The sequence below is a fragment of the Citrobacter sp. Marseille-Q3906 genome, from assembly GCF_916618775.1.
GTDB classification, from domain to species: Bacteria; Pseudomonadota; Gammaproteobacteria; order Enterobacterales; family Enterobacteriaceae; genus Citrobacter; species Citrobacter murliniae.
Genome location: NZ_CAKAKA010000002.1, coordinates 2,497,405 through 2,524,074, shown reverse-complemented (window position 1 = coordinate 2,524,074; position 26,670 = coordinate 2,497,405). Strand labels below are relative to the sequence as shown.

At 49.2% G+C, this 26,670-nt stretch carries 26 protein-coding genes and 1 tRNA gene; 16 read left to right on the top strand and 11 right to left on the bottom strand.

All coding sequences use genetic code 11. The features are described 5' to 3' along the window. Positions 1 to 22: 22 nt before the first annotated feature. From hpaI to LG384_RS16275, 7 genes are all read right to left on the bottom strand, one after another. On the bottom strand, positions 23 to 814 hold the full coding sequence (hpaI, locus tag LG384_RS16305; protein WP_045445762.1) for a 4-hydroxy-2-oxoheptanedioate aldolase: 792 nt from the start codon (positions 812 to 814) through the stop codon (positions 23 to 25). 10 nt (positions 815 to 824) lie between these two features. Further along, on the bottom strand, positions 825 to 1,628 hold the full coding sequence (hpaH, locus tag LG384_RS16300; protein WP_045445759.1) for a 2-oxo-hept-4-ene-1,7-dioate hydratase: 804 nt from the start codon (positions 1,626 to 1,628) through the stop codon (positions 825 to 827). A gap of 144 nt (positions 1,629 to 1,772) precedes the next feature. Next, complete coding sequence (locus LG384_RS16295) at positions 1,773 to 2,153, bottom strand: 5-carboxymethyl-2-hydroxymuconate Delta-isomerase (protein ID WP_225761232.1); 381 nt, start codon at positions 2,151 to 2,153, stop codon at positions 1,773 to 1,775. A gap of 12 nt (positions 2,154 to 2,165) precedes the next feature. Further along, positions 2,166 to 3,023 (bottom strand): 3,4-dihydroxyphenylacetate 2,3-dioxygenase, encoded by an 858-nt coding sequence (gene hpaD / locus LG384_RS16290; RefSeq protein WP_225761231.1) that lies wholly within the window; start codon positions 3,021 to 3,023, stop codon positions 2,166 to 2,168. A 1-nt stretch (position 3,024) separates the two neighbouring features. Then, positions 3,025 to 4,491, bottom strand: coding sequence for a 5-carboxymethyl-2-hydroxymuconate semialdehyde dehydrogenase (gene hpaE / locus LG384_RS16285; RefSeq protein WP_225761230.1), 1,467 nt, complete (start codon positions 4,489 to 4,491; stop codon positions 3,025 to 3,027). Beyond that, the gene (locus LG384_RS16280; RefSeq protein ID WP_045445747.1) at positions 4,488 to 5,252 is read right to left on the bottom strand and encodes a fumarylacetoacetate hydrolase family protein; all 765 of its coding nucleotides are present in this window, start codon (positions 5,250 to 5,252) and stop codon (positions 4,488 to 4,490) included. Before LG384_RS16280 ends, hpaE begins: the two co-directional genes overlap by 4 nt. After that, a complete protein-coding gene (locus tag LG384_RS16275) occupies positions 5,249 to 5,881 on the bottom strand; it encodes a fumarylacetoacetate hydrolase family protein (RefSeq protein ID WP_225761229.1) in 633 nt (210 codons plus the stop codon). The genes LG384_RS16280 and LG384_RS16275 overlap by 4 nt, the downstream gene beginning before the upstream one ends. Before the next feature lie 283 nt (positions 5,882 to 6,164). Between LG384_RS16275 and hpaR the strand changes: the two genes are divergently transcribed. The 11 genes from hpaR to LG384_RS16220 all read left to right on the top strand — a co-directional run bounded on the left by hpaR (position 6,165) and on the right by LG384_RS16220 (position 16,806). Beyond that, the gene (gene hpaR / locus LG384_RS16270; protein ID WP_225761228.1) at positions 6,165 to 6,629 is read left to right on the top strand and encodes a homoprotocatechuate degradation operon regulator HpaR; all 465 of its coding nucleotides are present in this window, start codon (positions 6,165 to 6,167) and stop codon (positions 6,627 to 6,629) included. A 474-nt stretch (positions 6,630 to 7,103) separates the two neighbouring features. Next, entirely contained in the window at positions 7,104 to 7,331 is a 228-nt protein-coding gene (locus tag LG384_RS16265; RefSeq protein ID WP_031602044.1) for an AlpA family transcriptional regulator, read from the top strand. Between the two features lie 17 nt (positions 7,332 to 7,348). Beyond that, entirely contained in the window at positions 7,349 to 8,209 is an 861-nt protein-coding gene (locus LG384_RS16260; protein ID WP_052892888.1) for a hypothetical protein, read from the top strand. 22 nt (positions 8,210 to 8,231) lie between these two features. Next, positions 8,232 to 9,236, top strand: coding sequence for a P2 family phage major capsid protein (locus LG384_RS16255; protein WP_052892887.1), 1,005 nt, complete (start codon positions 8,232 to 8,234; stop codon positions 9,234 to 9,236). Between the two features lie 87 nt (positions 9,237 to 9,323). Further along, positions 9,324 to 9,896 carry a host cell division inhibitor Icd-like protein gene (locus LG384_RS16250; protein WP_077764170.1) on the top strand — a complete coding sequence of 191 codons (573 nt, stop codon included), beginning with the start codon at positions 9,324 to 9,326 and terminating at the stop codon, positions 9,894 to 9,896. Then, the gene (locus tag LG384_RS16245; protein ID WP_003838756.1) at positions 9,893 to 10,129 is read left to right on the top strand and encodes a hypothetical protein; all 237 of its coding nucleotides are present in this window, start codon (positions 9,893 to 9,895) and stop codon (positions 10,127 to 10,129) included. The genes LG384_RS16250 and LG384_RS16245 overlap by 4 nt, the downstream gene beginning before the upstream one ends. Beyond that, positions 10,122 to 10,532 (top strand): hypothetical protein, encoded by a 411-nt coding sequence (locus tag LG384_RS16240; RefSeq protein ID WP_031602040.1) that lies wholly within the window; start codon positions 10,122 to 10,124, stop codon positions 10,530 to 10,532. Before LG384_RS16245 ends, LG384_RS16240 begins: the two co-directional genes overlap by 8 nt. Then, on the top strand, positions 10,529 to 13,216 hold the full coding sequence (locus tag LG384_RS16235) for a DUF927 domain-containing protein (protein ID WP_052892886.1): 2,688 nt from the start codon (positions 10,529 to 10,531) through the stop codon (positions 13,214 to 13,216). The genes LG384_RS16240 and LG384_RS16235 overlap by 4 nt, the downstream gene beginning before the upstream one ends. Positions 13,217 to 13,498: 282 nt before the next feature. Further along, a complete protein-coding gene (locus LG384_RS16230; RefSeq protein WP_000783295.1) occupies positions 13,499 to 13,771 on the top strand; it encodes an ogr/Delta-like zinc finger family protein in 273 nt (90 codons plus the stop codon). Positions 13,772 to 14,585: 814 nt separating this feature from the next. Beyond that, positions 14,586 to 15,566 carry a DNA-processing protein DprA gene (locus LG384_RS16225; RefSeq protein WP_052892885.1) on the top strand — a complete coding sequence of 327 codons (981 nt, stop codon included), beginning with the start codon at positions 14,586 to 14,588 and terminating at the stop codon, positions 15,564 to 15,566. 10 nt (positions 15,567 to 15,576) lie between these two features. Next, a complete protein-coding gene (locus LG384_RS16220) occupies positions 15,577 to 16,806 on the top strand; it encodes an HAD family hydrolase (RefSeq protein ID WP_052892884.1) in 1,230 nt (409 codons plus the stop codon). On the opposite strand, the gene LG384_RS16215 is transcribed toward LG384_RS16220, so the two are convergent. The 3 genes from LG384_RS16215 to LG384_RS16205 all read right to left on the bottom strand — a co-directional run bounded on the left by LG384_RS16215 (position 16,807) and on the right by LG384_RS16205 (position 19,224). Further along, complete coding sequence (locus tag LG384_RS16215; RefSeq protein ID WP_052892883.1) at positions 16,807 to 17,973, bottom strand: tyrosine-type recombinase/integrase; 1,167 nt, start codon at positions 17,971 to 17,973, stop codon at positions 16,807 to 16,809. A gap of 160 nt (positions 17,974 to 18,133) precedes the next feature. Continuing rightward, positions 18,134 to 18,208 (bottom strand) — tRNA-Arg (locus LG384_RS16210). A gap of 74 nt (positions 18,209 to 18,282) precedes the next feature. After that, positions 18,283 to 19,224 carry a formate/nitrite transporter family protein gene (locus LG384_RS16205; protein WP_225761227.1) on the bottom strand — a complete coding sequence of 314 codons (942 nt, stop codon included), beginning with the start codon at positions 19,222 to 19,224 and terminating at the stop codon, positions 18,283 to 18,285. A gap of 285 nt (positions 19,225 to 19,509) precedes the next feature. On the opposite strand from LG384_RS16205, the gene mlaA reads away from it, so the two are divergent. After that, positions 19,510 to 20,265 carry a phospholipid-binding lipoprotein MlaA gene (gene mlaA, locus LG384_RS16200; protein WP_045445738.1) on the top strand — a complete coding sequence of 252 codons (756 nt, stop codon included), beginning with the start codon at positions 19,510 to 19,512 and terminating at the stop codon, positions 20,263 to 20,265. Between the two features lie 58 nt (positions 20,266 to 20,323). Here the strand turns inward: mlaA and fadL are convergent, their stop codons facing one another. Further along, positions 20,324 to 21,604, bottom strand: a complete 1,281-nt coding sequence (fadL, locus tag LG384_RS16195) for a long-chain fatty acid transporter FadL (RefSeq protein WP_045445736.1) — start codon at positions 21,602 to 21,604, stop codon at positions 20,324 to 20,326. Positions 21,605 to 21,975: 371 nt separating this feature from the next. On the opposite strand from fadL, the gene LG384_RS16190 reads away from it, so the two are divergent. The 4 genes from LG384_RS16190 to sixA all read left to right on the top strand — a co-directional run bounded on the left by LG384_RS16190 (position 21,976) and on the right by sixA (position 26,588). Further along, positions 21,976 to 22,260, top strand: coding sequence for a YfcZ/YiiS family protein (locus LG384_RS16190; RefSeq protein WP_045445733.1), 285 nt, complete (start codon positions 21,976 to 21,978; stop codon positions 22,258 to 22,260). Positions 22,261 to 22,436: 176 nt separating this feature from the next. After that, positions 22,437 to 23,747, top strand: coding sequence for an acetyl-CoA C-acyltransferase FadI (fadI, locus tag LG384_RS16185; RefSeq protein ID WP_045445730.1), 1,311 nt, complete (start codon positions 22,437 to 22,439; stop codon positions 23,745 to 23,747). Next, positions 23,747 to 25,894 (top strand): fatty acid oxidation complex subunit alpha FadJ, encoded by a 2,148-nt coding sequence (gene fadJ / locus LG384_RS16180; protein ID WP_225761226.1) that lies wholly within the window; start codon positions 23,747 to 23,749, stop codon positions 25,892 to 25,894. The genes fadI and fadJ overlap by 1 nt, the downstream gene beginning before the upstream one ends. 208 nt (positions 25,895 to 26,102) lie before the next feature. Beyond that, positions 26,103 to 26,588 (top strand): phosphohistidine phosphatase SixA, encoded by a 486-nt coding sequence (sixA, locus tag LG384_RS16175; protein WP_045445723.1) that lies wholly within the window; start codon positions 26,103 to 26,105, stop codon positions 26,586 to 26,588. Positions 26,589 to 26,670: the final 82 nt, after the last annotated feature.

Sequence of the window (26,670 nt, the reverse complement as noted above, 5' to 3'; positions counted from 1 at the left end):
GGGGGCGCTGTGCCACCTGGCATTAGTAGACGCCTGATGAACCTGGCGCGTTTATTTCCAATCCGAATCGCATAGCGAGGGCTTCTGCGCCACGTGCCAGCAGGGTGGTATCGACACCGATGGCTACAAACAGTGCGCCAAGCTCCAGATAGCGCTTTGCCAGCTGTTCATTGGCCATCAGGATCCCTGGTGCTTTACCCGCAGCGCGAATTTGTGCGATAGCGTGTTCAATGGCTGCCTGTACTTCCGGATGCTGCGGATTGCCGCTGAAACCCATATCGGCGCTAAGATCTGCCGGGCCGATAAACACGCCATCGACATCGTCAACGTCGAGAATCTGCGGCAGGTTTTTCAGCGCTTCACGGGTTTCGATTTGCACCAGTACGCACATCGCGTCGTTGGCCTGATGGATGTAATCCGGGATGCGGTTCCAGCGCGAAGCGCGGGCGAGCGCGCTGCCGACGCCGCGAATGCCAGCGGGCGGATAGCGGGTGGCTTTCACCGCCAGCCGGGCTTCGTCGGCGTTCTGTACCATCGGTATCAGCAGGGTTTGCGCACCGATATCCAAGAGTTGTTTAATCTGTACCGGGTCGTTCCACGATGGTCGCACCACCGGTTGGCTGGGGTAGGGAGCGATCGCCTGAAGCTGGCTCAATACCGTTTGCACGTTATTCGGTGCATGTTCGCCATCGATCAACAGCCAATCGAATCCGGCCCCGGCCAGTAGTTCAGCGCTGTAGCTGCTGGTTAGCCCCAGCCACAGGCCAATCTGCGGACGGCCCGCTTTTAAGGCTTCTTTAAAAGCGTTATTCATTATGTTCCCCTTAAACAAAGCGGCAGCTAATCGCGCCCATGTTGCCGTAGTCGACGTGGAAGGTATCGCCCTTGCGCGCGGGTACCGGACGAGTGAAGGAGCCGCCGAGAATAACCTGCCCGGCTTCCAACTGGACGTCGTACGGTGCCAGCTTATTCGCCAGCCAGGCCACGCCGTTGGCCGGGTGATTCAACACTCCAGCAGCGACGCCGGTCTCTTCGATCACGCCGTTGCGATAGAGCAGGGCGGAGATCCAACGCAGATCCAGCTCGTCGGGTTTAATGGGGCGACCACCGAGGATCACCCCGGCGTTGGCAGCGTTATCGGAAATCGTGTCAAAGACTTTGCGTGGACGCTGGGTTTCCGGGTCGATGTTGTGGCAGCGGGCGTCGATCAGCTCCAGCGCAGGGATCACATAGTCGGTAGCGTTGTAGACGTCGAACAGGGTGCAGTTTGGCCCGCGCAATGGTTTTGCCAGCACGAAGGCCAGTTCGACTTCGATGCGTGGGACGATAAAGCGGTCAGTAGGAATATCGCTGCCGTCGTGGAAAAACATATCATCCAGCAGTGCGCCGTAGTCCGGTTCGCTAATCTGTGAGCTGGCTTGCATCGCTTTTGAAGTCAGGCCGATTTTATGCCCTTTCAGCACGCGACCTTCGGCGATTTTCATGTTTACCCATTCGCGCTGCACAGCGTAGGCGTCTTCAATGGTGATCGTCGGGTGATCCAGCGAGATAGCACGGATCTGTTCGCGCTGTTTTTCCGCCTGGTTTAGCCGTTGGGCGATTAGAGTATGGGTATGTTTATCAAGCATAATTGCTTCCTGTTACGTCATTCGGTGCTGCTGCGCCGGATAAGACGCAGGTGTGTCTTATCCGGCTTACGGTTTGATATTGCTTCGTATTTTTTTGCCTTTTGCAGGCCCGGTAAGCGCAGCCCCACCGGGCGAAAAGGCATACTATTTAAACAATGCGTGTACGTTATTTTGTTTGTAATTCAGTGTCGGGTGCAGCTCGCTGATTTCAAACGACAGCGCCAGGTAGCGGCTCTCCATCAGCGTGGCGAAATGGGCCTTAATCAGCGAAAACAACATATCGCCCACGTCCTGACGGCTTTCCAGGCTGCGTCCGGAGCCGATTTTTAGCGTCATGTGTACAAAGGCGTAATCATGCAGACCGTCTGCCATTTGCCAGGTATCCAGCCAGATGGCGCGGCTGCGAATGCCGCCGATGGGAAAGATGCCGGTCGCCGCCAGCGCTTCGTTCACTTTGCCGAACAGTCCCGGTAAGTTGGCCTGTTCGCGGATGTTATCGGTACATTCGGCGATAAAATGCGGCATTCTGAATCCTCCTTATGCCTGTTCGGGCAGTGGGAATACGGCGTTGACCTGGCCGGTACCGGAGCTGGCGAATAACTCGGTAATAAACTCTACTTTGCCGTCATAGCTGTCCCAGCCCAGCAGACCGAGCAGCATCACCGTGTCGTGCATATTGCCTTCGCCGTAGCAGTAGTCGGCGTACTCCGGCAGCATGTCGCAGAACTCTTTGAATTTGCCCTCGCGCCACAGCCTGATTACGCGCTCGTCCATCTGGTGGTCGAACTCACGGGTATAGCTGTTCATTCCTTCTTCGGCGCGCTGGTCATCGATAAAGCGGTGTGACAGTGAGCCGCTGGCCAGAACTGCCACGGTGCCGTCATATTTCTCAATCGCTTTCAGAATGGCTTCGCCCAGTTTGCGGCTGTCGGCGAAATCGTGGACGGTGCAGAACGCGGAGATCGACACTACTTTGAAATGTTTATCACTGTTCATGTAGCGCATCGGAACCAGCGTGCCGTACTCCAGCTTAAGGCTTGGGATGTTGTGCGCTTTGGCACGCACGCCGAGCTTGACCGCTTCGTCGGCGATAAGGTGGCCCAACGCCGGGTTGCCGTCGTAATCGTAAGTCATGTCGCGGATAAAATGCGGCAGTTCGTTACTGGTGTAGACGCCCTGAAAATGGTCAGCACAGTTAATGTGGTAGGCGCTGTTGACCAGCCAGTGGGTATCAAAAACGATGATTGTATCGACGCCCAGCTCACGACACCGCTTGCCGATTTCCTTGTGCCCATCGATAGCTCCCTGACGGCAGCCGTGGTTTTTACCCGGCAGTTCAGAGAGATACATTGACGGCACGTGAGTGATTTTTGCTGCTAATGCTAACTTTCCCATATCAGACTCCCCATTTTGGGATCGGATGGTCGCCCATCGAGATGCAGACGTTTTTCATTTCAGCGAACACTTCAAAGCTATATTCGCCGCCTTCGCGGCCGGTGCCGGAAGCCTTCACGCCGCCAAACGGCTGACGCAGGTCGCGGACGTTCTGGGTGTTGACGAACACCATTCCGGCTTCGATGCCGCGTGCCAGACGCAGCACTTTGCTGACGTCCTGGGTCCAGATATAAGAGGCGAGGCCGTACTCCACATCGTTGGCCAGGCGCAGACCGTCCGCCTCGTCTTTAAACGGCAGCAGACAGGCTACCGGGCCAAAAATCTCTTCCTGTGCCACGCGCATGCGGTTGTCGACGTCCGCCAGCACAGTTGGTCGCAGGAAGTTGCCGTTTTTCAGATGTGCAGGCAGGTCAGTGGGTTTATCCGGGCCTCCTGCCAGCAGGGTCGCCCCTTCTTCAATACCAAGGCGGATATAGCCGGAGACTTTCTCCCAGTGCTGCTGGCTAATCAGTGCGCCCACCTGGGTGTTCGGATCGTTCGGGTCGCCGACGCGCAGACGTCTTGCGCGTTCGGCAAAGCGTTTAACGAACTCGGAGTAGATGCTCTGCTGAATGAAGATACGCGAGCCGGCGGTGCAGCGTTCACCGTTGATCGAGAAGATAGTGAACAGTGCGGCGTCGAGTGCACGCTCAATATCAGCATCTTCAAAAATCAGCACCGGCGATTTCCCACCCAATTCCATGGAATATTTTTTCAGCCCGGCATTTTTCATGATATTGCGACCGGTGGCGGTTCCGCCGGTAAACGACACCGCGCGTACGTCGTGGTGGCGAACCAGCGCATCGCCCGCCGTTGCACCATAGCCCTGAACCACGTTCAGTACGCCCGCCGGAATACCGGCTTCCAGCGCCAACTGGCCCAGGCGGTCTGCGGTCAGCGGTGATAACTCAGACATCTTCAGCACTGCGGTATTGCCCAGCGCCAGGCACGGCGCGACCTTCCAGGTGGCGGTCATAAACGGCACGTTCCAGGGTGACACCAGCGCGCAGACGCCGACCGGTTGCACGAGCGTGTAGTTCAGCATCTTGTCGTCGACCGGATAGGTCTTGCCGTTCATCTGCTGGCATACCTCGGCGAAGAACTCGAAGTTATGCGACGCCCGCGGGATCAGTACGTTTTTGGTCTGGTGGATAGGCAAACCGGTATCGGCGGTTTCCATGGCAGCGATCTCCGGCACGTTCTGGTCGATCAGATCGCCCAGACGACGCATCAGACGCGCACGCTCTTTCATTGGCAGGTTGGCCCATTTCGGAAATGCCTCTTTTGCCGCCGCAACTGCCTGATTCACCTCGTCCGCACCGCCGGAGGCCACTTCCGCCAGCACCTCACCGGTCGCCGGGTTAGTGGTGTGGAAATATTCGGTGGCCGCGACATTTTTGCCGTTGATCCAGTGGTTAATCTTTTTCATGACAGCTTCTCCTCATATGTCTGCTGGCTGATGATGTGGTTGACCAGGTGGCCGACGCCCTCCACTTCGACGATCACTTCATCACCCGGTACTACGTCCGACAGTCCTTTCGGGGTGCCGGTAGCGATCATGTCGCCAGGTTGCAGGGTCATAAACTCGCTCAGGTAAGCGATCAGAAATGGAATGCTGAAGATCAGATCGGCGGTGGTGCCTTGCTGGCGCAGTTCACCGTTGACCCAGGTGCGCAGTGCCAGATTATGTGGGTCTGGAATATCCGCTTTATCGACGATCCAGGGACCTATCGGCGTCAGGGTATCGCGGCTTTTTACCCGTAAATTGGGGCGATAGTAGTTTTCCAGATAGTCGCGGATGGCGTAGTCATTGCATACGGTGTATCCGGCGACGTACTCCATGGCGTCGGCTTCACTGACTTTACGCGCAGTTTTGCCGATCACCACGACCAGTTCAGCCTCGTAGTGCATGTACTCGACGTTATCCGGGCGCACCGACTCCTGCTGGTGGCCGATAAAGGTGTTTGGCGCTTTGATAAACACCAATGGTTCGGTTGGTGGCTTAAACTCCAGCTCGCTGGCGTGATCGGCGTAGTTCAGACCCAGCGCGAACAGCGTGCCGTCGGCGGGGGGGAGCCAGCGGAATTCGCCCTCATTTAGCAGCTTGCCGTTCTCTAACTGTACCTGGCCGCGTTCATCAACCTGAACATCGTGATGTTGTCCCTGCCACTCAATACGTGCTTGTTTCATGCCAGCTCTCCTTCAGCAACCACCGGGTTTTCCAGCGTCGGGAAGCCTTCGGCGAGAATGCGCACGCGATCGCCGGGTCTCAGCGTTACGCGGTTGTGCGGGGTCCCGATCAGAATAGCGTCGCCGGGTTTAAGGGTGGCGAATTCGCTCAGGGCGCTCAGTAGCTCGGCAGAGGAGCGCTGGAGGTCTGCGGTGTTCCAGCTATCTGCTTCGCGACCGTTGATTTCAGTGATGATGGTCAGTTCATCGACGTTACTCGGCGTAGCGAGAGCGCCAATCGGACAGAAACCATCGCGGCATTTGGCTTTAATTGCCGGGCGATAGAAGCTCTCTTCCGGCAGGCTGACGTCATTAGCCAGCGCGTATCCTGCAATATAAGCAGCAGCTTCTTCTGCGGCTACTTTGTGGGCGGTTTTGCCGACAATCAGCGCCACGGTCGCACCGCTCTGTACTGTTTCATCCTTCGGGTAGGGGATGGTCTCGCCGTTACCGATAACGGTGTTGCGCGGTTTGATAAACCAGACCGGGGTCTTCGGCAGCGTTTTGTAGGGAGCCTGCTGAAACGCATTGCGCCAGGCATCAAGCTGGCTGCGATGGTTAAGGGCTACGGCGAAGATGGTACCTTTCATTTACCACTCCTCTGGTATGGATTCAGGAATCAAAGAAAATTCATTAATATGTTAACGATTATCTTTTATGCTTTGTGGAAAGGTTTGGCAAACAGAAGTGAATGTTTTGTGAGCGGATTAACAATAAATTTACACAAATAAAATTTATTCCATATAAATCAATGGATAAATTATTTTGTGTGCTGTGTTGTACTTTTCAGGGACAGAAGCTGGTTGCGATCTGGTGCAATTAACGCTATTTATTAACTTATTAACAAACAGGTATGAGGTTCAGAGGTAAGTGATGCATGATTCATTAACTATCGCGCTGCTGCAGGCGCGGGAAGCGGCGATGACACACTTTCGCCCCATCGTTAAACGCCATAATCTTACCGAGCAGCAGTGGCGTATCGTGCGTATCCTTGCCGAAAACCCGTCGATGGATTTTCACGATCTGGCCTTTCGCGCTTGTATTTTACGCCCGAGCCTGACCGGTATTCTGACCCGCATGGAACGCGATGGTCTGGTGTTGCGCTTAAAGCCGGTGAACGATCAGCGCAAGCTGTACATTTCGCTCACGCCTGCGGGTTCGACGCTGTATGAAAGTGCGAGGTCCGAGGTGGAAGAGGCCTATCGCCTGATCGAAGCTGAATTTACTGTCGAAAAAATGCGACAACTTACCGCGCTACTGCAAGAGTTTATTACGCTGGGTAATGGGACTGGGGGAGATAGTGAAGAGGAGTCTCTGGTGTCCCCTGCAGGAATGTGATTGATGAGTTAATGAGTTGATTTTTATGAACATATAAATACTGAAATTAAAATTCTATACACTTAGTTATACACATAAGAAAAATTAGTGCTTTTTATGGACTAGGCGTATTTTCCCAGCCCAGCCCAGCCCAGCCCAGCCCAGCCCAGCCCAGCCCAGCCCAGCCCAGCCCAGCCCAGCCCAGCCCAGCCCAGCCCAGCCCAGCCCAGCCAATGTAGCCTTTTATTTACAAATTGTTACATATATTGTTCATCAAATTTCATTATTATCAGGGATTAACAAGCACTGGCAAAGGTTGTCACTCAGTAATATTCCCTAACATTCACTATTATTCACCATTATTCACCATTCAAATTATTTGAATAAGTTTGAAAGTGTCATTCTTTACGTATTAATTCTTCTGTGCAAGTATATATACACCCAATAGAGACTAATTAAGTCTTAGTATAAATATCTAATGTGAAGGACATAGCCATGAGCTTATTGCCTCGGGAAAACGCACCCCAAAAAAACTATAGACTTCTGAGAATATCAGAAGTGATTAATTTGACTGGCTTACCCAAGTCAACAATTTATCTAAAGATAAAGAATGATGAATTTCCGAACCAAGTTTCTATCGGTTCTCGTTCTGTTGCATGGGTGGAGCATGAAGTTAATGAATGGATAGAGAAGAATATTCTCAATAGAAAATTAAACTCCTAAATTGAGGTGGCAATTATATGATTGACAATGTTTTTAAGAAAAAACTGGCATCAATTAAGAACGAACATGTGTCGGTGTTAGACAGTTACAAAGTAAGCCCATTTAAAGAAACTCATAGCGACATAGCCTGTATTGTGCGTATTATCGAAATCTATTCACTGAATAAGCTGCGCGCTAAAGGTGAAAAGCTGTATTCACTTACGGGGTTAACAGTACCTGATACGGAAGCTGTGGCGAATGAGATCAACCTGCTCCTAAGCCGTTATGCCCAGTTGTGTCGTCAGGAAGAGGAAGAGTTATCTTTCCGGCAGCGTGAAGTGACAAATGTGGAAGTTGCATGGAAAAGTACATTCTCAAAAAACGGCGTCAGTAGCATTGCTGAAGCCAAAACGAATAAAACGGGGCATGCTGAACGCGCGGATGCTGAACGGTGTTACCATCAGGCTATTTCCCGGCTGAATGAGCAACATAGCCGGCTGAGCACAATCAAGCTTTTACCAGGCGTACTGGCTGATGAAGTTAACTACATTGGTAAGGGAGTTGAGAAGCGTTTACTGAACATATTTCCTCAATCCGGCCAGATCCCTGCTGATTTTATTTCTGTGTTTAATGATAGTGACGTTGTCCGTGATATTAAATTTATTACAGATGCACTCAAATCTTTGTCTGATTCTGTGAATGAAATTATTAGCCGTTGTAGCGTTCCAACTGATCGTTATGTATTAAATAACGGTGGAATGGCAAGAGCTATGGCTTACAGGGAGTACTATCGAGCAGATAATTATGTATTACGTTCAGTCGTAAGTGACCGGGATTATGTTGAGCATGTAATGAAATACAATCGGGTTACTGAGTACAAAAATAAAATCTTTTCTTAAATACTAAAAAAGGTAAAAAACTATGTATGCCTTCAAAACTGAAAGGCCGGACGCAGCACGTCGTTATCATAATAAATTCGTTACTGGCACTAACTATCAGGAGGAATCAAAAAGACGCTTTGCATTAAGCGAACCCACTGAAAATATACTGCGTACCTCAATTCTGGAATCCGGGTGGCTTATTAAAAATATCACGCTACGTGATGTTAACGCCGTGTCAGGTAATGCCGTCAATATTGGTGCCAGTGAACTGCATACCGGACGTGTGGATGGTGGCCGTTTCCACAAAAAAATGGCAGTCAATGGTACGGAGTTCTTTCTGACAGAGACGGATACCTGCGCCCGGATCAGCTATTCCGATATGTCTCATATTTACCATACCGGCGTGCCGGATGAGTTTGAGAAAACGGTTGAGAGCTTTTTTGCCCAGGCATATGCGCTGGACATGCTGCGGGTCGGTTTCAATGGTGTGTCGATTGCAAATACTACAAACCCGGAAATCAATAAAAAAGGAGAGGATGTCAATATTGGCTGGCATGCACTGGCGAAAGCCTACGGGAACGGGAAGCAAATCATCTCTGAGCCTGTCACTTTGGGAGAGTCTGGCACCTGGAAAAATATTGATGCGCTGGGCAACCATCTGATTACAGAGCTTATTGCTGAGCAGTTTCGTGAAGATCCCCGTCTGGTTGTACTGGTTGGGGCAGAGCTGGCAGCACATCAACGCCTGAAGTTATTTAATGCCGCAGACCGCCCGGCTGATGTGAATGCAGCACAGATGGCTACAAGTTCTGTTGCTGGCCGCTTTGCGTTTATTCCCCCGTTTATGCCGGGTAAGCGTCTGGCAGTAACAACGCTGGATAATCTGCATATTTACACTCAGGCGATAACACGCTGGTTTCGTGCTGAGTTTGATGATGAAAACAGCGAATACGTGCATTCCTACCTGCGCAATGAAGGCTATGCACTCGGTGAACCTGAACTGTACGCGGCTGTCGATGAGAGCGCCCTGACGTTTGCGGATTGACTTAGCGACAGAAAGACCCGCTCAGAGGCGGGTCTCGTTTTCAGCATCAGGAAAAATGAAGAACTATTTTTTAGCAGAGGCTTAAGCATGCCAGCGTTAATTAATCCAGGCAATGATCAGTTTTCGGTTATAAATTTCTTGCCTCACCAGGAATGCGCGGGATATAGTTTAAAGGTTGCCGCAAAATCGGCAGCCGGGCGTGGAAACCCGAGTAATCTAACGGCGACACCAGACGCGCCATGCGTCTTTTTTTGTGTCTTTGCCTTTGTGCACCTGTTACCTGTACAGCGGTTTCTTTACTGTTGTAGCTATCGTGTAATGGTGGCTCAGGCGGGGCTGACCTCGGTCAGGCCGGTATCCGTTAGAGCCGGTATTTCCACCCCCGTCTGGGCTACCACCCATGAGCGTGGAAACTCCGGTGGTAGCGTTACCCGCTATCTAACGGAGGTTGCCATTATGGCTACAGTCCCTGCTTTATCTCACCCTGAATTTACCTTTGTCTTTCTGGCTGTCCGCCGTACAGACCGTGATGCCCGTCCACGTCCTGTGCGTGTAATCGCAGACTGCGAGCATGCTGCACGCCTTAAACTTGCCACTGAATTTATCCTGAGCTTTGCTGCCCGTATCCCTGTGAAAAACGCCGGGGAGGTGGTTGCATGAAATCCATGAATTTTAAGCAAGGCTGCATATTGAGTGAACTGGGGGAGAGTCGTCTGTTACGGGCGGCGCTGGCCAGTGAGTTTCTTGCAGAGGTTCTGTCCGTTCCCACAGTGAATGGAGCGAGAACTGTTTCAGCAGAAGGCGCTGCGGCTTTAGTGGCCTGTATTGCCGAACAACTGGATGGCGTTGTTAAGGAAACCAGCACAATTAAGGGAGTGATGCGCGATGAATAATAATCAAAATTTAAAGGCGCATGCTTTACGAACAGCAGTTTTACGGTACTACATTGCTGATGCATTCATTTCCTTAATGGAGCGTGTTCATAATGAACCTGTTTATATTGAAGATGGCGAACGAATAGAACTCACCCACGAAAAAGTGGTGAGTAATATTATTTACCATATTGAAATGCCGTGGGTGAATGAGTTTGGGGCTGATGCAGGCTGCATACTGGCCGCAGAAAAACTGGAAAAAATGCTTAAACCGGGCTTTATGTCAGAAAATATTCGCCTGTCAGTTTTTGGTGTCACAGAGATGCGTGAGGTTTACCGGGATATTATTTTCGGTGCACCTGATGGCGAACTACCCGAAGGTTTTGAATTTGTGAAGCCGGAAGGTCAGGAGGTGCTGCAGTGAAAACACCGTCTGTATCCACGATTTCCGGGGCTGCAATTGGGCGCTGGCCTTATATCCTGTCAGCATTAGGTATCAAAGTACCGTCCGCAGGACATCATGGGGCTTGCCCTGCCTGTGGTGGCAAAGATCGCTTTCGGCTGGACGATAAAGCGGGGCGTGGGACGTGGTTTTGTAATCAGTGTGGTCATGGCGATGGTCTTGATCTGGTTCGTCTGGTGACAGGAAGGAAGATAAAAGAAGTCACCGGGATGGTATCTGAGGCGCTTGCATTACCCGAAATACAGGAGAAGCCCGCTTTGCCAGCCAGGAAAAAGGCCGCAGGAAAAGAAGCTGGCGCGGAGCGATATACCAGACTCAGGCAGCAGTCCTGCAATGGTGAGCCGGTTTATCTGACAAACAAGGGCTTACACGGGTATTCACTTCCCTTGCTGTCACAGCCTTTGAATCTGGCCGGAATAACATTTTCCTCCGGTTCATTACTGCTGCCGTTGACGGATATTTCCGGGAATATTACCGGTGGTCAGCTTATCAATCCTGACGGGGATAAAAGTCTGCTGCCCGGTAGCCAGCTGTCTGGCGCATTCATTGCCCTGACCGATATACCTGCTGAAACACCTGAACAGGTGATTATCACTGAGGGTTTTGCCACGGCGCTTACCGTCAGTCTGCTGACTGAAGGATGGATCGTGGCGGCTGTTGCTGCCACCAATTTACTGAAGGTGACGGAGCAGATCCGGAAACGCTGGCCAGAAACCCGGATCATTCTGGCTGGCGATAATGATCTGGCTGATGGGAAAGAAAACACCGGGCGTATTCAGGCAGAGAAAGCCGCCAAAGCAGTGGATGGCTGGGTAACGCTCCCTCCGGTACGCCATAAGGCTGACTGGGATGATTATCGGCAGGAAGTGGGGAAAGAACGGGCGAGAGATGCCTTTCGCGAAGAAATGACGTTGCATGGCAAAGGGCAGACCCGTTTACCTGAAGGATTCCGGCTGACAAAAGAATACTTGTGGTACGACAAGCTGGTTAATAAATCTGATGGTGATACGGAGATACGAAATATCAAAATTTGCAGTCCGTTACGGGTGACGGCAATCACCAGTGATGCTGATGGAAGTAATTACGGGCGTTTGCTGGAATGGGAAGATACCAATGGAAACAGCCGTAAATGGGCAATGCCGATGGAGATGCTGGGTGGCAGCGGGGAAGAGCTGCGCCGCGTTCTGCTGGTTAACGGGCTTTCTTACATCAACATTAACGGTATGGCCAGAGCATTCCTGATGGAATATATCTCGCTGTGTAAACCGGACAGAAAAGTAACCTGTGTGAATAAAACGGGCTGGCACGGCGGAGTTTACGTTCTCCAGGATGAAGTGATAGGGCGCGAAGCCCAGTCAGTCATCTTACAAACATCGAGTGTGCAGGGGCGTGATTTTCGTGTCAGCGGCACATCAGAGGACTGGCGTGAAAATATAGGCCGTTACTGCATAAAGAATGCCCGTCTTGCCTTTGCGGTGAGTCTGGCATTTGCTGCCCCCCTTCTGAAACTGGTTGGTATCGGCGGTGGAGGTTATCACCTCAAAGGGGAATCAACAGACGGTAAAACCACGACGATGAAAGTGGCTGCATCAGTATGTGGTGGAACAGATTTCTGGCATACGTGGCGGGCGACGGGGAATGCTTTAGAAGGAACGGCGAGCCGCCGCAATGATGCCACGCTGATGCTGGATGAAATCCGGGAGGTTGACGGCAGGGAGGCGGGGAATATCGCTTATATGCTGGCTAACGGGCAGGGCAAAGCCAGAGCCAGAACAGATGGTTCGGTAAGGGAAACCAACCGCTGGAATCTGTTGTTTCTGTCCACCGGGGAACTGTCACTGGTGGAACATGCGGCAAGCGCCGGGGAACGTACGTATGCCGGGGTTGAGGTCAGAATGATCCAGATCCCAAGTGATTCAGGCAAATATGGCGTGTTTGAAGAACTTCATGGCTTCAGTAGCGGGAAAACCCTGGCTGAGCATCTTGAGCAGCACGTAGCGCATTATCATGGTGCACCATTCCGCGACTGGCTGCATTGCCTGACCGCTGATCTGCCGGAACTGACCAGTCAGGCGAAAGCCTTATTGAAAGAGTATACCCGAAGGCTGACGCCGGAAAATGCCGGGAATCAGGTTGGCCGGGCTGTTACCCGTTTTGCTCTGGTTGCGATGGCCGGGGAGCTGGCCACAAAAGCGGGCATCACAGGATGGCCGGAGGGAGAGGCCTTTCGTGCCGCTCAAAGCTGTCTGGCTGCATGGATGGCTGACCGGGGCCATACAGCTAATCAGGAAGATAAAGCGGCACTTGAACAGGTACGGGACTTCATGACGCGTAATCAGTTCAGTCGGTTTGCTGACTGGAATGACGACAGGAACCGGCCTGTTTCAATGATGGGATTCAGAAAAGTCGATAAAGGAGACAACGTGACAGAGCCGGTTGTGACGTTCTACGTTCTTCCGTCAGGCTGGAAGGAGATCTGTAAGGGATTTGATTCGCGTAAGGTGGCCAGGTTGTGTGTGGACGCGGGCTGGCTGAAACCCGGTGAAGATGGCCGGACGCAAAACAGCATTCGCCTGCCAGAAATAGGGGTTAAACGTGTGTACCAGTTCAATACACAGGTACTGGGAAGCGCCGAACCTGAGTAATTATCGCGTGAGTCTTATTTTTATGAGGTAACACAGGTAACAGAGGTAACACCCGCTACTGATGCGGTTCTTCAATGTTACCAGTCAAAAATACTGACTGGTAACAGAGGTAACAAAAAATGGTGTGTTACCACGCGTTACCTCTTGATTTTGCTAACTGGTAACAGATTAAATCCTTTTAAATCAATAGCGTTACGCGTGTTACCAGTGTTACACGTTCAGAACAAGAGGAAGGGACTCAAATCCCTTCTTCTGGCGGGCAACAGTATAGGGCACAGAACGATGAAGATGATGAGAATGTACTGCCCCACATGTCAGGCAGTAGCGCGGATAGGTAAAACAAACAGGAAACACCCACAACTGTATGATGTGTACTGCTATTGCTCTAATGTGGAGTGCGGTCACTCGTTTGTGATGAATGTTGCTTTCTCCCATTCCGTTAGTCCAAGCGCGCTGAACGGGCAGGGGAGGGTTAAAGAGCTAATTGATGCCATTCCACCCGAGGAGCGGGAAAAGGCTTTAAAGTTGCTGCTGGCTGCGCAAAAGAATGGGTAAAGTATGCGTCGGGAATGGCCGATCCGTTCCCGAAACCTGAACACAGGATTTCAGTTAATTAGGATATAAAGTTATTATTTTTCATATGGTTATATTTTTCGCGTTTTACGAGACTTCATAAAATCACACACCTAAAATAAATTATTCATTTAATATCATAGTGTTGCGTATTCAGACCACAGACACGACGGACAGTAAAACTGAAAAAAGCTGAATTTTTTTTCATTCTTTTCAGTTCCTGTATCGCAGTATATCCCCAGCACTGGCGCGGACTGGCGGTGTCGTTTGTAAAAAATCCTGACTGAAAAATTTTAGTGATATGAAAACCGCAGGCGGGTGCGGTGTAGTGCCGTTTTTGTCAACCAACGGAAGATTTCATTGAAGATGCAGTATACTTCTCAGTTATATGAAAAAAGATTGCTTGATGCCTTTACACTGACGAGTCCAGTTGTTCGGTTAAGCGCTGCGGTCAGTTGCTCTAAGCGGTGGCCCTCAAAAAATCTCTTTTTGATGGATTGGAGCGTAGATAGTAAGTTGTATAGATTTGGTTTACGAGTTAAAGCGGAACACACTAAATAGGTGCGCCAAATAGTGCTCCACTTTCGTTCAACCCATGTAGGGTACGGCGTTGGGGTCTCTAACCGCACTGCATCGGGTGTCCTTACACAACTTGTCATGCCAGTAAATAGCAGGTGTAGCGGCATTAGACTCAGCTATTTAGACTTCCAAATTGATAATTTAAATGATATCAATAGGAAATCGGTAACTTTTAACTGTGTAAGTTATAGATGTAATCTATAAGGCAAGAAGAACTATGGAAGATAAAGATTACACTGACGTAAGAGAATTTTGGAAGAATGAGATAATAGCTTTCTTAGCACTTACATGCTTGAAAGGTGTAGGCTATTGGACATTAAGAAAAATTTATGAGTCTAAATTAGGCTTCAAAAATCTATTGAAAGATAGTTCTGCTGATGCGTTAGCTAGTTATTTAAGGGTGGCTCTTCCTAAAGATATTTCTTGGGAGCATTTTCAGAAAGAATTATGGGCTAAAGGAATTGAACGTGCAAGGGATCTAAATAAAAGAGGTATAAATTTATATTTCTATGACCAGGTTACATTTCCTAGTTCTCTAAAAAACATACCTGAACCTCCATTTTGGATTTTTGTTCACGGCAACAAGGAAGTTTTAAATAAGAAATCTTTCGCTATTGTTGGTACAAGAAAGCCTACTGATGACGGGATATTTTTAGTGAAATTAATTGTTTCCAGACTCTGCAATAATGATATTGCAACAGTTAGTGGTTTGGCTACGGGGATTGATCAGTCCTGCCATTTAGAATCAATAAGATATGGTATTCCAACAATAGCTGTGTTAGGTAATGGACTTTTCGTAGAATATCCAAAAGGTTCTAAATTATTATACGATAATATTATATTAAATGGTGGTGCTGTTGTAAGTGAATATTTGCCTGAGCAAAACTATAGCGCAGAGAATTTTGTACGACGCAATAGAATTCAGGCCGCATTATCGTCGGCCCTTATACCCGTTGAATGGAAAATTAAAAGTGGTACTGCGCATACAGTTGAATATGCTTTCAAATATGCTAAAAAAATCGCCACCCCTTATTTGCCAAAAACTTACAATGTCAGGCCAGAATTAAAGTTTGCAGAGGAAAATAGAAATTCAAAATCATTTGAGGTTCCGATCAAGCTAGAAGCAATGATTGACTATATTTTAAATGATCAGTGTATTGAAAGCACTCAGCCATATCAGCAGGATTTAGATATCTAAGGAAGAAAAAATGAGCAAAATTAAAGGTGTCATACTTAGCGTTGAAGATATTTTAGTGCCTCAAGGGAAAGTAGATACGGCTATTTTTTCTGAGGTTGAAAAGCTAATTAGCTATTTCAAAAAGAAAGGTATCGAATTTGTTGTTTTCACAAACAGAGCTTGGACTATAGGCGCTGATAGAAAACCGTTAGAAGATGTTTTACGTAAACACTGGGGAGACTTTAAGTATTTCTGTAGGGCTAAAGACAGAAATGTTCCAGGTAAGCCTAAAGCAGAGGCAACAAAATTTGTTCTAGAAACCATGGGGTGGAAAAGCACTGAAACGCTATATATTGGCGCTTCTTTAAACGATATGCAGACTGCTGTTAATGGCGAGTTGTTATTTTTACGAGCTACATGGTGGGCTGACAAAACTGACTATGGCTTCGAATTTTCCACCCCTAAAGACATTGCCCGCTTTATTGATACTTTTTGTCTTAGAGATCATTTATGGTGTCACGAAATTCATGATGGCGATTTTAATTTTTATGCTTTAGCTCCGTTCAGCACTATGAAGGAAGAATATACATTATATTCTGAGGATGCACGAGCAGCTGCAAAGCATGGCTTAGGTCATCCTGATTTCTGGACGGGTGCTTTAATATCAAGTCTTTATTTTAGTGGGATACACAAAGAGATAAACTATGTAAGTGTTTATCCGGGGCATAAGGCTGGGTATGGCAATAATATAATGGATGAAGCAATTTCAATTTTTGGTAAATGCTTTAGAAAAGCATATATACCCGATTTGATTATTCGTCATACAACTTCTCAAAAATCTCAAAAGGCGAGAAATGAAGGGATATCGATTGATCATTGCAATCAGCTTAATACCATACATTTGAATTCTCAACCTCATAGAAATCCAACGACTTTATATAAAAAACCACCTTTGGGGGAAGGGAAAACTGTACTTCTTATTGATGATATTACGACGCGTGGATTCAGCTTTGAATCCGCAAGGGCATATATTGAACGGACTGGAGCAAAAGTGATAATGGTATCATGGCTTAAAACTATAAATACTGACATTTCTGTCTTAGGCCAGTTACCTAAATTTGACCCCTATAAGCCTAATCATTTTGAGAAGGTTCCCTTGGCAAAAACTCATACATATAAAGATAATATTGTTGATATTTTAGCTCCAACAGAGTTGACTAGGTTGTTTTCAGCCTACAGAACTTGGGATTGGCCTGAATGATTAATCAAAAATAAGGTCAGAATAGTATTGGAGCATTTTTTTTCTCCCTGAAATGTATTGCGCATGATTGTAAGTTCCTCGTATAGAGTTCTTATCAACATGCGCAAGTTGCACTTCAATCCAGGCGCTTTCAAAACCATGTTCATGCAAAATAGTACTCATGGTATGCCTGAAGCCGTGACCCGTTAACCGACCATGATAGCCCAGTAGTTTTATCACTTTGTTGATACTGGCTTCGCTCATTGGTTTCCTGACATCGTTTCGTCCAGGGAAAACGAGGTTGTAATTCCCAGTTATTTCTTGCAGCTTTTTCAGGATGCTGATCGCCTTAGTAGATAACGGAACCAGATGGGGGCGGCGTTTCTTCATCCGTTCTTTGGGGATCTCCCATAAGGCATTATCTAAATCAAACTCAGCCCATTCCGCTGCACGTAGTTCAATTGTTCGCACGCCTGTTAGCATCAACAGCTGCGTGGCGTATTTGGTGACTAAACTGCCCTGATAGTTATCCAGAGCATTGACGAACTCGGGCAACTCGCTTTCAGTCAGGAACGGGAAGTGTTGAGTTTTAGGTTTGTTGAGTGCGATAGCTAAATCGGGTGCAAAATTATACTTTGCTCTACCAGTGGCAACAGCATAACGAAGCACTTCACCACAACGGCGGCGGATCTTGCTGGTTTGCTCTAGCGCACCTCTTTTCTCTATTTTCTGCAGGACGGTTAGCAGCTCTAGTGGTTCAATCTGCTCAATTGGACGCTGGCCGATAAAAGGAAAAATATCCTTTTCCATACAATTGAGAACCTCTTTTGCATACCCCTCTGACCAAGTGGCTTTTTTCGATGAGTGCCATTCTCTGGCCACAGACTCAAAGCTGTTCTCATGCGCGAACTGCAAAGCAATCTTATCTGCCTTTCTTGCTTCACTTGGGTTGATCCCTTTGGCCAACATCGAACGCGCTTCATCACGTTTGGTACGTGCCTGTGCCAATGACACATCGCCATATACGCCAAAGGAAATCATCTTTGGCTTACCAGCAAAGCGATAGCGAAAACGCCAGCCTTTACTGCCAGTTGTGTCGATGAGGAGTGATAACCCCATACCATCATTAAGTGTATAGGGTTTATCCTTTGGTTTTGCTCGTTTTATTTGGATGTCAGATAGCAGCATGTGTATAGAAAAAAGATCGAACTCAGTTATACACAATGTTATACGCAAAAATGTATAGATTCCATTAGAAATAATGGCACTTTACTGGACGAATAAAATAAGAGGTTTGGATTAAAATTAATGAGTTATGTACTGTATTGGACTTTGTGAGAAGTGTTCATGGTGTCCCCTGCAGGAATCGAACCTGCAACTAGCCCTTAGGAGGGGCTCGTTATATCCATTTAACTAAGGGGACGAAGCGGCACGAGTATAGCGTTTTTTACTTCCAACGGTAAGTCTCAGGCCGCCCGACTGCTCAAACAGTCGCCATTAAGACTGTTTTTTCTGGTTTTTCTGCTGTTGCTCTCGCTGTTTGGCCTGCATTCGGGCCTCTTCCTTTCGCTTATTGCTCATGTCATTGCGAATCTGTGCGTGGCTCATTAGTGCGAAGATAAATGTCCCGCCACAGATATTTCCGGCAAGCGTCGGTAAGGCGAAGGGCCAGACGAAGTCTCCCCAGTGCAGCGTACCGTTAAAGACCAGATAAAGGATTTCAACTGAGCCAACGACGATGTGCGTGGTATCACCCAGTGCAATAAGCCAGGTCATCAGGATAATGACCACAATCTTTGCCGCTCCTGCTGCGGGGAACATCCAGACCATCGTTGCAATTAGCCAGCCGGAAATAATTGCGTTAGCAAACATCTCTCCGGGGCTGTTTTTCATCACATCCATACCAATTTTGACGAAGGCATCGCGGGTGGTTTCATCAAAAATTGGCATATATTCAAACGCCCACGCCGCAATCCCTGTGCCGAGAATATTACCTAGTAGCACTACGCCCCACAGGCGCATCAACAGGCCAAAATTACCGATGGTGGGATTTTGCATTACCGGTAATACGGCAGTAACGGTATTCTCGGTAAAGAGCTGCTGGCGAGCCATAATTACGATGATAAACCCGAAGGTATAGCCCAGGTTCTCCAGTAAAAATCCACCGGGAACGCCCTCAAGCTGTACGTGAAAAATACCCTTTGCCAGTAATGAGGCGCCCATCGACAACCCGGCCGCAATAGCTGACCACAGCAGCGCCATCGCGTCACGTTCCATCTCTTTTTCTCCGTCCTGGCGGATATGCTCGTGAATTGCCATTGCGCGGGAGGGAAGTCGATCCTCATCGAGTTCGATTTTCTTGCCACTCATTTTTTCTTCGCTTTCAACTTCGAGTTCGTCACTGTGTCGATCGATTTTTTCTTTTTCGATGTCATTCATACCAGGATCCTGAAAAAGCACGTATAGCTAAAGCGTAGCGGTTTTATCCTGTTATTCGCGGGAGAAAATCTGAAATCGCAAAAATGGTAACGTTTGTTTTTATCGGGTTCGATAGAATAGAAGGCCCGGTGTCTGTGTTACCAGGCTATGATCAAATCAGTAAGACAGGGTATATAGACATCGTTTGACGTGCTGTTACAATCGCTCACATCTATACAGGCGGATACGTTATCGTTCCGTCACGGATGGCAATCAGCGATAGCCATAATATACAGGGAGACACTTATGAAGCTTCGCCTGTCGGCGCTTGCGCTGGGAACCACACTTTTGGTGGGGTGTGCGAGCTCCGGTACAGAACAGCAAGGGCGCTCGGATCCGTTTGAAGGGTTCAACCGCACCATGTACAACTTCAACTTTAATGTGTTGGATCCGTATGTTGTTAGACCGGTGGCAGTCGCCTGGCGTGATTATGTTCCTCAGCCGGCACGAAATGGTTTAAGCAACTTTACTGGCAACCTTGAAGAACCAGCCGTAATGGTCAACTATTTCCTGCAAGGCGACCCCTATCAGGGAATGGTGCATTTTACCCGTTTCTTCCTGAATACCTTGTTAGGTATGGGTGGGTTTATTGATGTTGCGGGTATGGCGAATCCAAAACTGCAGCGCGTTGAACCACATCGTTTCGGTAGTACATTAGGCCACTATGACGTCGGTTACGGACCGTATATGCAGCTTCCGTTCTACGGAAGTTTCACCGTTCGTGATGATGGTGGTGATATGGTCGATACCCTGTATCCGGTACTGTCCTGGCTGACCTGGCCGCTGTCGGTGGGTAAATGGACAATCGAAGGGATTGAAACCCGCGCGCAACTGCTCGATTCCGACGGCCTGCTGCGCCAGTCTTCTGATCCTTACATCATGGTGCGTGAAGCTTACTTCCAGCGTCATGACTTTATCGCTAACGGTGGGAAACTCAAACCAGAAGAAAACCCGAACGCGAAAGACATTCAGGATGACTTAAAAGACATTGATTCCGAGTAGGAATGAGACAAATAAAAAGGTGAGCTAAAAAGCTCACCTTTTTTACGTCTGAAGAGAATCAGAATGCGTAGTTGAAGTTGGTACCAAACAGCCAGGCTTTACCTTCAGAGTCGAAAGTATACGGGCCTTCTTTGACGGTCACTTTCTGTCCGTGCATATAAGAAACGCCGACGTCGATAGAGGCATCGTCATTGAATGCATAAGTCGTTCCCGCACTCAGCCACAGGCGATCCTGGTCTGGAATGGAGATGGAACGCTTGCTCGCAGGAACCGGGCTATCGTCATAGGCAATACCGGTACGGAAGGTCCAGCTTTTATCCATATAGTATGTGGTACCCAGCGCGATGCGGTAAGAATCTTTAAAGCCTTCTTCTTTATAGAACAGGGTCTGTCCATTTGAACCTGTCGCTTTCAGTTCCTGGAACTGACTCCAACTGGTATAAGCCATGCTGTAGTGGATAGCCCACTGTGGTGCGACACGGTTGTAGCCAGACAGTTCCCACATTTCCGGCAGGTTAAGTGTCAGAGAGCCTGGGACGGTAGCATTGGTTGTTCCCCATGGGAACGCGGTGCCTGCACCAGGTAAAGCATTTGCCTGGGTGCGGATGCCGCTTTTGTAATCGCCATCGAAATCAATTTTGACTTCAGAGCGATACGTTAAACCGTAGCGGTTATTTTTATCCAGCTCATACAAGATGCCGGCGTTCCAGCCATAACCCCATTCGTCCCCTTTCAGGCTGGCAATTTTGTTGCTGACCTTCGGCAATGCGGCGGTCTGCTCACCGGAATAACGTTCAATTTTTGCGTCGGCATACACGGCATTAAAGCCGACACCGAAACTCCAGCTATCATTCAGACGGTAGGCACCACTCAGGTTAAGGTTGACCGTTTTCAGGTCGGTCTTCCCACCGTATTCACCAACGATATAGCTGTCGTTAAATTCAGTCGCCAGGCCGTAGTTTGATGTAACAGAAGCCCCCCAACCAAACTGTTCGTTAATAGGCATCACAAAGTGAGCATTGGGGACCCAAGCCGTAGGGGCGATATTATCCGCGTCGGTACTACGACCGGTGTACGGTGATTTACCTGAAATATTAACGTCAGGATCGATATACACCGCACCCGCTGAGAAAGTGGGGCGATCGAACATCATAATCAGTGCCGGGTTACGACTGGCGTTGCCTGCATCATCTGCGATAGCGCCTTCACCCGAATATGCCCGGCCAAGGCCAGAGGAAGAAAATTCGTTTAACTGAAAGCCTGCAGACCAGGCCTGTGTGGAGATAATTGCCACTGCGACTGCGAGAGCAGACTTTGTAAACAGGGTTTTCTGGCTCATGACCATAACCTCATCGATTTATTTTTATACAAACAATGTTACATGCCGTAACAGGAGCGCGAAGTGTAGGGTCTGAGGTACTACTTAGAAATCAGACCAGTGGCGTGAGTATAGGTCTGACCAGATAGAATGTTGCAAGTATGTTTATAAAATTTTTCAATTATGATCTTAAAAACGCGATCCAGCTGGCAAAAATGCGGAGATGCGCACTCACCTGTTTGGGCGATTTTTGTTTTAGATCATTTTTAAGTGTGATTTCGGTCACTTATCTCATTTCGCACAATTAACGACTGGAGAGGTGAATAATGGGAGCGTAAAATATCCCCATCGTTTATCTGGCACCTCAGGTGCGAATACAGAGGAAATCTACAATGAGTAAATGCAGTGCTGATGAAACCCCGGTTTGCTGCTGTATGGATGTTGGCACCATCATGGACAACTCCGATTGCACCGCGTCATACAGCCGTGTTTTCGCGAATCGCGCTCAGGCAGAAGAAACGCTGGCCGCTCTGACCGAGAAGGCCCGTGGTGTAGAATCTGAACCTTGCCAAATCACCTCTACTTTTACTGAAGAGGCTGAAGGTGTACGTCTGGATATCGATTTTGTCTTCGCCTGTGAGGCCGAAACCCTGATCTTCCAGCTGGGTCTGCGTTAATCCCTTCTTCAAATGCCCTTGTCACCTCCAGACAAGGGCATTTTCGTAACAACCAGTGATTATTCACTGTGTCATAGCTCCCACTTTCTTTTCTCTCCGCTTGGCTAAATGTAAAAAATTGGTTAAGACTGTGATCAGGTCAGACCACTTATTTTTATTTTTTACAGGGGAGTGTTATGAGTCAGGCTTTACCGCTGGTTACCCGTCAGGGCGATCGCATCGCCATTGTAAGCGGGCTGCGCACGCCATTTGCCCGTCAGGCGACTGCGTTTCATGGCATTCCCGCCGTTGATTTGGGGAAAATGGTCGTAGGTGAGCTGCTGGCACGTAGCGAAATACCTGCAGATGTCATTGAGCAACTGGTTTTTGGTCAGGTAGTACAAATGCCTGAAGCGCCCAATATTGCCAGGGAAATCGTGCTGGGCACCGGAATGAATGTTCATACGGATGCTTATAGCGTAAGCAGAGCCTGTGCTACCAGTTTCCAGGCGGTGGCGAATGTCGCGGAAAGTCTGATGGCGGGCACGATTCGTGCGGGAATTGCCGGCGGCGCGGACTCCTCGTCAGTCCTGCCTATTGGCGTGAGTAAAAAGCTGGCGCGGGTGCTGGTGGATGTCAATAAAGCCCGAACCACCGGTCAGCGCCTTAAACTCTTTTCCCGACTGCGTTTGCGTGATCTGATGCCGGTTCCACCAGCTGTCGCTGAGTATTCCACTGGCTTACGCATGGGGGACACGGCTGAACAAATGGCAAAAACCTATGGCATTACGCGTGAGCAACAGGATGCATTGGCGCATCGTTCCCATCAGCGAGCTGCTCAGGCCTGGGCGGAAGGTAAGCTGGCGGAGGAAGTGATGACCGCCTATGTCCCACCGTTTAAAGATCCCATTTCAGAAGATAACAACGTTCGTGGTAACTCTACACTGGCGGATTACGCGAAATTGCGCCCCGCGTTTGACAGAAAACATGGCAGCGTAACGGCAGCAAACAGTACGCCGCTGACTGACGGTGCGGCCGCCGTGATTTTGATGACGGAATCGAGGGCAAAAGAGCTGGGTCTGGTGCCACTGGGCTATTTGCGCAGTTTTGCCTTCACTGCCATCGATGTCTGGCAGGACATGCTGCTTGGTCCGGCATGGTCAACGCCACTGGCTCTGGAGCGGGCGGGTCTGACAATGGCCGACCTGACGCTTATCGACATGCACGAAGCTTTTGCCGCTCAAACACTGGCGAATATCCAGCTTCTGGGTAGTGAACGTTTTGCCCGGGAAGTACTGGGTCGATCGCATGCGACAGGTGAAGTGGATGACAGCAAATTTAATGTACTGGGCGGCTCTATTGCTTACGGGCACCCCTTTGCCGCCACCGGTGCACGGATGATCACCCAAACCCTCCATGAGTTACGACGTCGTGGCGGTGGATTTGGTTTAGTGACCGCGTGTGCGGCAGGTGGTCTGGGTGCAGCAATGGTTCTGGAGGCAGAATAATGGAAATGACATCGGCTTTTACGCTACATGTACGTCTGGATAACGTGGCGGTTGTCTCCATTGATGTGCCCGGAGAAAAAATGAATACCCTGAAAGCTGAGTTTGCTACTCAGGTTAGGGCCATCCTGAAACAAATTCGCGAAAACAAAGATCTGCGCGGTGTCGTGTTCATTTCAGCGAAACCCGATAATTTTATCGCCGGGGCGGATATCAACATGATTGGTAACTGCCGCAGCGCGCAGGAAGCTGAAACACTGGCCCGTCAGGGGCAGCAGATTATGGCGGAAATTAATGCGTTGCCGATCCCGGTTATCGCCGCCATTCACGGTGCGTGTCTTGGGGGCGGACTCGAGATGGCTCTGGCGTGCCACAGTCGCATCTGTACTGATGACGCAAAAACTGTACTGGGGCTGCCAGAAGTTCAACTGGGTTTGCTGCCGGGTTCTGGCGGTACGCAGCGATTACCACGTCTGATTGGCGTAAGCACCGCGCTGGACATGATCCTGACGGGTAAACAGTTACGTGCAAAACAGGCGCTGAAAGTTGGATTAGTGGATGAAGTCGTGCCGCAGACTATTCTGCTTGAAGCGGCCGTTGAACGGGCTAAAAAGGACAGTCTGGCGCACCGAAACTTGCCTGTGCGCGAACGAATTTTAGCTGGGCCGTTGGGTCGGACGCTGCTGTTTCGTATGGTAAGTAAAAAAACGGCGCAAAAAACGTCAGGCAACTACCCCGCGACGGATCGAATCCTCGAGGTAATAGAAATTGGCCTGGCTCAGGGGAGCAGTAGCGGGTACGACGCTGAAGCCCGTGCGTTTGGTGAGCTGGCGATGACGTCGCAGTCACAGGCATTGCGTAATATCTTTTTTGCTAACACTGAAGTGAAAAAAGATCCTGGTAGCGATGCCCGGCCCGGCCCGTTGAACAGTGTTGGGATCCTGGGAGGCGGTCTGATGGGCGGTGGTATTGCGTACGTGACAGCCTGTAAGGGCGGTTTGCCAGTGCGCATTAAAGATATCAATACTAAAGGAATCAATCACGCCCTGAAGTACAGCTGGGATCAACTTGATACAAAAGTTCGCCGCCGGCATATCAAAGCGGGTGAACGTGACAAACAGTTGGCGCTGATTTCGGGTTCAACCGATTTTCACGGTTTTGCTCATCGCGATGTTGTTATTGAGGCCGTGTTTGAAGATCTGTTGTTAAAACAACAGATGGTGGAAGAAGTTGAGAAGAATTGTGCCCCTCATACCATTTTTGCCTCTAACACTTCATCTTTACCGATTGGCGACATTGCTGCAAATGCTGCCAGGCCGGAGCAGGTTATTGGCTTGCACTTCTTCAGCCCGGTGGAAAAAATGCCGCTGGTGGAGGTCATTCCGCATGCCACGACCTCTGAGCAGACGATTGCCACGACCGTTAAATTAGCGAAAAAACAGGGCAAAACGCCGATTGTGGTTCAAGACAAGGCCGGGTTTTACGTTAACCGTATTTTAGCGCCTTATATCAACGAAGCGATTCGTATGCTGACCGAAGGTGAGCGTGTCGATAATATTGACGCCGCGCTGGTGAAATTTGGTTTCCCGGTAGGACCAATCCAACTTTTGGATGAGGTCGGAATAGATACAGGCACTAAAATTATACCAGTGCTGGAAGCTGCTTACGGTGAACGTTTTAGCGCACCTGCAAATGTTGTCGCTTCAATTTTGAATGACGATCGCAAAGGTAGAAAAAATGGTAGAGGTTTCTATCTTTATGGTGCGAAAGGGCGTAAAAGCAAAAAACAGGTTGACCCTGCGATTTATGCGCTTATTGGTGCGCAGGGGCAGAGTCGACATACCGCCTCGCAAATTGCAGAGCGATGCGTCATGTTAATGCTCAACGAGGCAGCGCGCTGTTTCGGTGAGGGGATTATCCGCAGTGCGCGTGATGGTGACATCGGCGCTGTATTTGGTATTGGATTCCCGCCATTCCTCGGCGGCCCGTTCCGGTATATGGACTCTCTCGGGGCGGGTGAAGTGGTTGCAACTCTGCAACGGTTGGCTACGCAATATGGCTCCCGGTTTACACCGTGTGAGCAGTTATTGCAGATGGCGGAACGTGGTGAAGGTTTCTGGAAGTATGGGGAAACTGACCTGAATACTTGAGGTCAAAGGTAGGATGAATCCGCACTGAATGTATGGGTCGTGCTCAAAATGTAAACAAAGATTGACTATACTTACGCCGTTGAGGTAAAAAACAGCGTTTCATTCAGTGAATGGATAAGGCACAATGCCGGCCACCACATAGTTGCGACGGCCAATAGGGGCTTTGCGTCAACGTGTTGGTGATTCTGGTTAACAAAAGCGGTGCAATATGCAAGTTTTTATCATGCGTCACGGCGACGCGGCCCTCGATGCCGCCAGTGATTCGGTTCGTCCCTTAACCTCCTGTGGTTGTGACGAATCTCGCCTGATGGCGAACTGGCTGAAAGGTCAAAAAGTGGATATCGAACGTGTTCTGGTGAGCCCGTTTCTACGAGCCGAACAGACGCTGGATGTGGTAGGGGAGTGTATGAACCTGCCAGCTAGTGTGGATGTTTTGCCGGAGCTGACTCCCTGTGGCGATGTCGGTCTGGTCAGCGCCTATTTGCAGGCACTGGCCAACGAAGGTATCGCAACGGCGCTGGTGATCTCTCACTTGCCTTTAGTGGGATACCTCGTGTCTGAGCTTTGCCCTGGTGAAACACCGCCGATGTTTACCACATCTGCGATTGCCAGCGTAACGCTTGATGAGAGCGGTAAAGGCATTTTCAACTGGCAAATGAGCCCGTGTAATTTGAAAATGGCAAAAGCGATTTAACCGAAGTCGTGTCAGGTGTCGTAAGCCGCATAAGGCGAAGTCGCCATCTGGAAAAATAAAAAGAGCCGCAGATGCGGCTCTT

Coding starts and splice junctions, on each gene's coding strand:
- LG384_RS16215 (WP_052892883.1), bottom strand. CDS start 17,973: ATGCTGCTATCTGACATCCAAATAAAACGAGCAAAACCAAAGGATAAA.
- hpaI (WP_045445762.1), bottom strand. CDS start 814: ATGAATAACGCTTTTAAAGAAGCCTTAAAAGCGGGCCGTCCGCAGATT.
- LG384_RS16280 (WP_045445747.1), bottom strand. CDS start 5,252: ATGAAACAAGCACGTATTGAGTGGCAGGGACAACATCACGATGTTCAG.
- fadI (WP_045445730.1), top strand. CDS start 22,437: ATGAGTCAGGCTTTACCGCTGGTTACCCGTCAGGGCGATCGCATCGCC.
- LG384_RS16255 (WP_052892887.1), top strand. CDS start 8,232: ATGTATGCCTTCAAAACTGAAAGGCCGGACGCAGCACGTCGTTATCAT.
- LG384_RS16250 (WP_077764170.1), top strand. CDS start 9,324: ATGCCAGCGTTAATTAATCCAGGCAATGATCAGTTTTCGGTTATAAAT.
- sixA (WP_045445723.1), top strand. CDS start 26,103: ATGCAAGTTTTTATCATGCGTCACGGCGACGCGGCCCTCGATGCCGCC.
- LG384_RS16260 (WP_052892888.1), top strand. CDS start 7,349: ATGATTGACAATGTTTTTAAGAAAAAACTGGCATCAATTAAGAACGAA.
- LG384_RS16275 (WP_225761229.1), bottom strand. CDS start 5,881: ATGAAAGGTACCATCTTCGCCGTAGCCCTTAACCATCGCAGCCAGCTT.
- hpaH (WP_045445759.1), bottom strand. CDS start 1,628: ATGCTTGATAAACATACCCATACTCTAATCGCCCAACGGCTAAACCAG.
- hpaE (WP_225761230.1), bottom strand. CDS start 4,491: ATGAAAAAGATTAACCACTGGATCAACGGCAAAAATGTCGCGGCCACC.
- LG384_RS16265 (WP_031602044.1), top strand. CDS start 7,104: ATGAGCTTATTGCCTCGGGAAAACGCACCCCAAAAAAACTATAGACTT.
- LG384_RS16295 (WP_225761232.1), bottom strand. CDS start 2,153: ATGCCGCATTTTATCGCCGAATGTACCGATAACATCCGCGAACAGGCC.
- fadL (WP_045445736.1), bottom strand. CDS start 21,604: ATGAGCCAGAAAACCCTGTTTACAAAGTCTGCTCTCGCAGTCGCAGTG.
- LG384_RS16240 (WP_031602040.1), top strand. CDS start 10,122: ATGAATAATAATCAAAATTTAAAGGCGCATGCTTTACGAACAGCAGTT.
- LG384_RS16205 (WP_225761227.1), bottom strand. CDS start 19,224: ATGAATGACATCGAAAAAGAAAAAATCGATCGACACAGTGACGAACTC.
- LG384_RS16225 (WP_052892885.1), top strand. CDS start 14,586: ATGGAAGATAAAGATTACACTGACGTAAGAGAATTTTGGAAGAATGAG.
- LG384_RS16230 (WP_000783295.1), top strand. CDS start 13,499: ATGAAGATGATGAGAATGTACTGCCCCACATGTCAGGCAGTAGCGCGG.
- mlaA (WP_045445738.1), top strand. CDS start 19,510: ATGAAGCTTCGCCTGTCGGCGCTTGCGCTGGGAACCACACTTTTGGTG.
- LG384_RS16190 (WP_045445733.1), top strand. CDS start 21,976: ATGAGTAAATGCAGTGCTGATGAAACCCCGGTTTGCTGCTGTATGGAT.
- fadJ (WP_225761226.1), top strand. CDS start 23,747: ATGGAAATGACATCGGCTTTTACGCTACATGTACGTCTGGATAACGTG.
- LG384_RS16245 (WP_003838756.1), top strand. CDS start 9,893: ATGAAATCCATGAATTTTAAGCAAGGCTGCATATTGAGTGAACTGGGG.
- LG384_RS16220 (WP_052892884.1), top strand. CDS start 15,577: ATGAGCAAAATTAAAGGTGTCATACTTAGCGTTGAAGATATTTTAGTG.
- hpaD (WP_225761231.1), bottom strand. CDS start 3,023: ATGGGAAAGTTAGCATTAGCAGCAAAAATCACTCACGTGCCGTCAATG.
- hpaR (WP_225761228.1), top strand. CDS start 6,165: ATGCATGATTCATTAACTATCGCGCTGCTGCAGGCGCGGGAAGCGGCG.